This is a genomic window from Pedobacter nutrimenti (genome assembly GCF_032678445.1).
Classification (GTDB): Bacteria; Bacteroidota; Bacteroidia; order Sphingobacteriales; family Sphingobacteriaceae; genus Pedobacter; species Pedobacter nutrimenti_A.
Window position 1 is genome coordinate 1 of record NZ_JAVTSQ010000030.1, and the last position, 5159, is coordinate 5159.

General features: G+C 35.1%; 6 protein-coding genes and 2 pseudogenes. 4 read left to right on the top strand and 4 right to left on the bottom strand.

Annotated features, from left to right (window positions below; all coding sequences use genetic code 11):
• From R2S08_RS28650 to R2S08_RS28660, 3 genes and pseudogenes are all read left to right on the top strand, one after another.
• Window positions 1-302: pseudogene (locus R2S08_RS28650) on the top strand (hypothetical protein); the annotation flags it as partial.
• A gap of 276 nt (window positions 303-578) precedes the next feature.
• Entirely contained in the window at window positions 579-875 is a 297-nt protein-coding gene (locus R2S08_RS28655) for a hypothetical protein (RefSeq protein ID WP_316838326.1), read from the top strand.
• An 87-nt stretch (window positions 876-962) separates the two neighbouring features.
• A complete protein-coding gene (locus tag R2S08_RS28660) occupies window positions 963-2189 on the top strand; it encodes an immunity 26/phosphotriesterase HocA family protein (RefSeq protein ID WP_316838327.1) in 1227 nt (408 codons plus the stop codon).
• Between the two features lie 407 nt (window positions 2190-2596).
• Here R2S08_RS28660 and R2S08_RS28665 read toward each other — a convergent pair whose 3' ends face one another.
• The 4 genes from R2S08_RS28665 to R2S08_RS28680 all read right to left on the bottom strand — a co-directional run bounded on the left by R2S08_RS28665 (window position 2597) and on the right by R2S08_RS28680 (window position 4400).
• Window positions 2597-2779: a hypothetical protein gene (locus tag R2S08_RS28665; protein WP_316838328.1), complete on the bottom strand. Its 183-nt coding sequence runs from the start codon at window positions 2777-2779 to the stop codon at window positions 2597-2599.
• Between the two features lie 70 nt (window positions 2780-2849).
• Window positions 2850-3179, bottom strand: a complete 330-nt coding sequence (locus R2S08_RS28670) for a hypothetical protein (protein WP_316838329.1) — start codon at window positions 3177-3179, stop codon at window positions 2850-2852.
• A gap of 433 nt (window positions 3180-3612) precedes the next feature.
• Entirely contained in the window at window positions 3613-3999 is a 387-nt protein-coding gene (locus R2S08_RS28675; RefSeq protein ID WP_316838330.1) for a DUF2750 domain-containing protein, read from the bottom strand.
• Between the two features lie 14 nt (window positions 4000-4013).
• On the bottom strand, window positions 4014-4400 hold the full coding sequence (locus tag R2S08_RS28680) for a hypothetical protein (protein WP_316838331.1): 387 nt from the start codon (window positions 4398-4400) through the stop codon (window positions 4014-4016).
• Between the two features lie 213 nt (window positions 4401-4613).
• Here R2S08_RS28680 and R2S08_RS28685 point away from each other — a divergent pair.
• A pseudogene (locus R2S08_RS28685) lies at window positions 4614-5159 on the top strand (hypothetical protein); the annotation flags it as partial.

Sequence of the window (5159 nt, forward strand, 5' to 3'; positions counted from 1 at the left end):
ACATTGAAGATGAAGAATTAAATACTAAATTTGAACAACAAGTAAGAACCCTAACAGGAGAACAAATCACTATGGGAATTATAGAAACAGAGAAAATGCTCAATATTGAAGAGGGAAAAGAGAAGGGAATAAAAATTGGCGCAAGGAACACCAAGCTAGAAGAACGGGAAATACTCGTAAAGAAATTAATCGTAAAACTAGCCTTTACGGATCAGCAAGCAGCAGATTTTGCTGAAGTATCTCTTTCCTTCGTAAAGAAAATCCGTACCCAAATAGAAAAAAGCAATCGATCAAAAAATTGATTAACAGAATATCAGAAAAATTTTATACGTTTACATCGAGAGCGTTAATTTAATGAAAAGGGGCCAGTCGAAAGATTTGGTCCCTTTTTCTGTTAAAACCATCTAGCAGAACCAAATAACTCATTATTATTAGAAAGCTCTTAAAAAATCAAAGCTAGATAAGGGTTCGAACCCCTTCGGCTCCACACAGGCCTCTGAGATGATCTCAGAGGCCTTTTTATTATGTTGTTTTAGTCGCTAAGTTTGTCAGTTAGACTAAATATTATATATTTATAAATGAGTTTTGAAATACACATATACTTAGGATCTGCATGCATAACAGAAAAATCAAAGCACAAGTATCCAGTCGGAGAAAAGCATGCCTTTTTATTTTATTTGAAACAAGATAAAAATTCTGAATATGCCCCACTACAAGCAGAAGATATTATTGCAGAACTTGGATTTAGCAATATCGAATTTTCCAGAGTGGGAAAGGTTAGTCCCGATAGAATAGAACATGGGGACAAAAAAGACTATTACGATAATGCTATAGAACAAGGATCTACATTTGTATTATATGAAGATCCTATGTAGCGTAAGTGGTCAAAGCTCATATATAGAAAAGTACCATCTATTATAATTGATAATTATTTAGCATTTAAACTGCGTTAAATAGCACTAATGAAATTTGAATTAACCAATGAACAACGCCTATATTTTGGCTTAGACCCGATAGAGCCACATTGGGAAAAAACGATTTTTAAGGGAGATACCTATCGCCCGGAGAGCACTCTTTATTTTGAAGGAGAAGTGATTAAAAGGCATATCCTCTCTACTAAAGAGCAATATCAGGAAAAGCAGTACAATGAGTTAACTCGTGGTAGAACAATATTACTACCTAAAACGGGTAAAGGGAAAGAAAAGAAATTCTCCCCTTCAGTATTGGAGTCGCGTCAACCGACTGGTGTATATTGTGACATAGATTATCTTGGACGTGTTTTTATTGGCAATTACAATACCCAAACCACTTTTTACGATACTCGCTGGGAAAAGGAATTTGTAAAAGATGCTGTAACATTAGAAATAAGCAGTATTGTAACAGACTTTATCAATAGCGCTCCACCACAGCACTTAGTCGAAATTAATCAATTTAAGGAAGCCCGGCGTAAACTCTCTAAGTTTAAGTCTGGTGATTTCTTTGCCTTTAAAGTTAGTAGAACCCAATATGGCTTTGGACGGGTACTGGCCAATATAGACCAGATTAAAAAAAAGAGCGCCCTATCTGGTGACCACGGCTTGAATCTGATAATGACCAAACCAGTACTGGTCAAGGTATATGCTTATTTGTCTGAAACTAAAAATATCGATCTAACAATTTTACAGCACGCAGGTTCTTTACCATCCGATTATATGATGGATAACTTGCTGCTTTACGGGCAATTTGAAGTGATCGGACACAAGGAATTAAAGCCCGAAGAATTGGATTTTCCAATATCATATGGCCGACATATTAATATGCAAAAACATACATCATTTTTGCAATGGGGGCTTATTCATCAGGAACTTTCTACCACTACATTTAACAAGTATTTCGTTGCAGAAAATCCATTCGTAGCAGAGAATAGTTACTCAAGAAAAATTTCCAACCCTTATGGTTTTTATGGCATTGGTTTTTACCCTAAATATTCTGGTCTATTCGATATTAAAAACGCCATTGCCCATAAAGGAAAGTTTGACTACAGTAAAAATCCTAATTACCTCACTCATTTTGACCTGCGTAATCCGGCTAATAAAGCAGTCCGAGAAGAACTCTTGATTGCTTTTGGCCTGAACCCTACTAAGGATTATGATGATAATTGCTGTTTGACAAACACCATCGATTCCAAAACTTTGATCAGCTCGTTATAAGCTAATAAGCATTATATGAGCACAGCTAATTTCATTCCTGCCGCCATTAACCTCGCTACATTTCTATGAATACCTAATTAGTCCACCACCGTAGCTGTAAGCCTTTTTTTGCCTTTCTTGGGTTCCGGTTCAGGTGCGAAATCTCACAATTAGGTATTCGATATAATCCTGCTCACCTTTTAAGCGGCGTAACCGACAATAGATTCCTCTTCAGGAGTGCTTCTTTCAAAAAACATTATCCCAGACACAGGTATTCTCCAGAATTTATCCCTATTTCCCTATGCTTTTTTGGATAGAATTTATCTTTGTTAGCCGTTCCGTTTCAAAATCAGCAATAATTTTTTATTAGAATTCCCAATCTCTACATTGGTATCAATAACCAGTATTAAGCAACATCTTAAAATCCGTCAAAGACTGTGGTATACAGGTCTGATCTGTTCTAAACTTGAACCTGACAAAATGATCTTCATAAGAACCCCTACCTGACCGCTAACAAATAATCCTCCACCAGCACACTCCATATCAAACTCAACGTAAGCATCAGAATCGTTATCCTCAAGCCAAGCTTTACCTTTTAAGTTTAAATGCATAGTTGATAATTTGGAGCTCAGTTGTAACCCTCCCGGATTTCGAACCGGTCTCCTGACGAGAACTCAAGGGTTACAAATGAACAGGAAATACATTTGCAATTCCAAAAACAGTTAAAAGTGCAAAAAAAAATATCGCTATTAATAATGGAGCAGTAATCAATACAAATCTATTAATACCGTGTCCTTCTTTCACAAAAAGCATTACAATTGAAAGGATAAAAACTAAAATGCAACTGCAAAAAAATGAGTAAATAAATAAACTACGAATTAGAGTTTCATAATGGCTGTTTTGACCAGACAAAACACTGATTACCTTTTCTTTAGCAAGATTAAGTGCAAATAGAACTAAAGCAATATTAAGAATATAATAATATCTTTCAGAAAAAAACTTGAGCATCATTGATTTTTATATTTAGAACTTCGCAAATCATCCAGAAAGTAAGTTCGTTTTAAATGTATTTATATTAAAAGTCGTTTTGTCCTCCATACAAATCATAAACATCAAAATCGGATTTTAACCTTTTCCATAGATGTTAGGTCGTGGTTATAAATATAGATGAAGCTAACGAATTTATAGCCAAAACCACCAAACTTTCGATTCAAGAAATCGAAGCGCACTAATACCCACCCCAGTTCTTCCAATTCATGGAAGAACGCGCGATAAACACTCCAATTTTCTTCGCAAAACCACAAAATATGATATTAAAACCTGCATTATAGGATAGCTACATACTGAATTGATGCAATAGCTACAACAGAAATGGCGAGCATCAAGCAAGTGAATTATCCTCATTGCTCCACTCCTACTGTAATACTTTTAAACGCAAATAATTTTAGTAATTCCCTAACTCTTCGGCTATGTCTCTCATAAATTCAGAAGTCGTAACTACAAAACCTGTTGTTACGCCAACAGGAAAAGCATTTAACAAGAATCCATCTTTATCAATTTCTGGCAGAACGGTTTCTAAAAAAACACCAATTGAGGTTTCAATAATTTTAAAACCAGACCATTCATCAACAGCGCACTTTAATGCAAATTCTTTTGCAGACCAAATTGGGTAAAGGATATATTCTTTTATTTCTGAAGATGCCCAATCACCTTCTTCATTCTCCAAGGTGTATATCATTTCGTTATCAGCTATTCGCTTCAAAAGATATTGATATCTTTCAAAGGCCCCTAGTGAGGATACTTTTTCTATTTCCTTTTGATTAATTTCCATATTCAACAAACTTGCTACTTCTTTAATTCAGATTTCTCCACACATCCAAAATCAGCCTTTCCAATTAATCTTAGTCTATTATCTTGTTGTATATAAATTTCATTTGAATCTTTATGTTTATAAAGGGTATCTAAAGGATTAATTCTCTCAAATAAACCACTCTTTTCCAGAACCAAATTTATTGTCAAGACAGTATCCAATCCATTATTACTCCTTATCTTAAGTATAGGATAAGAATGCTGGTCGCTATCTATATACTTTTTAATAACGATTCCATTTATATCCAATTTATTGAAATTATCCGTTAAAATACATGGTGAATCGTTTAAACCTGACAGAAATACCTTTATTAATCCAAAAAACAACACTAAGAATAAAACGATATAAATTATTTTTTTCACAGCAAACTTATTATTAAATAATATTCAATTTTTAAGCCCCCCTAATCTAATATAAAATAAGAAGAACACAATGTTCGCGGAGCTACTTTAACCATTTCCCTTCGTCTCCCTGGCCTGACTAAACCCACGCATATAATTCCCCTAAATAAATATTTTTTCTAATTTTTTTGTGATTATTTTTTATTTAGAAATATCACATCTACATTAGCATAAATGAGAGCAGTAGAAAAACGGACCAACAGGCCAGCGCAGAAAAAAGATAAAAAACCAATCCAGAAAAAGAATGACATCTTTTTCAAAAGTGCATTCGAAGATTATTTTTGCGATATGCTGCGCTTTCTGTACAAAGACGCAGATCAGATCTTTGATCTGGAAAAGCCCATCAGCTTCATGGACAAAGAGCTGCTGGAAATCTCTCCAGACCGAAATAAAAAAGGCGGAACCAGAAACGCAGACATGCTGGCCAAAATATACCTCCGTACCGGAAAACAGGAACTCTTCATGCTACACCTGGAAATCCAGACCGTAACCAACCTTACATTTCCATCGAGGGTATTCAAATATTGGTATAGGCTGACTGACCGCTACGACCACCCCATTGTTTCTCACACCATATTTACAGGCGTACCCGGCCAGAAACGTCCAGACAAATACCAATACAATATGCTGGGAACAAAGCTCTCCTTTGAATACAAATACTACCAGATTTTCCAGCACACAGAAGAACAACTCCTGCAATCCAACAATCCTTTCGCTCTT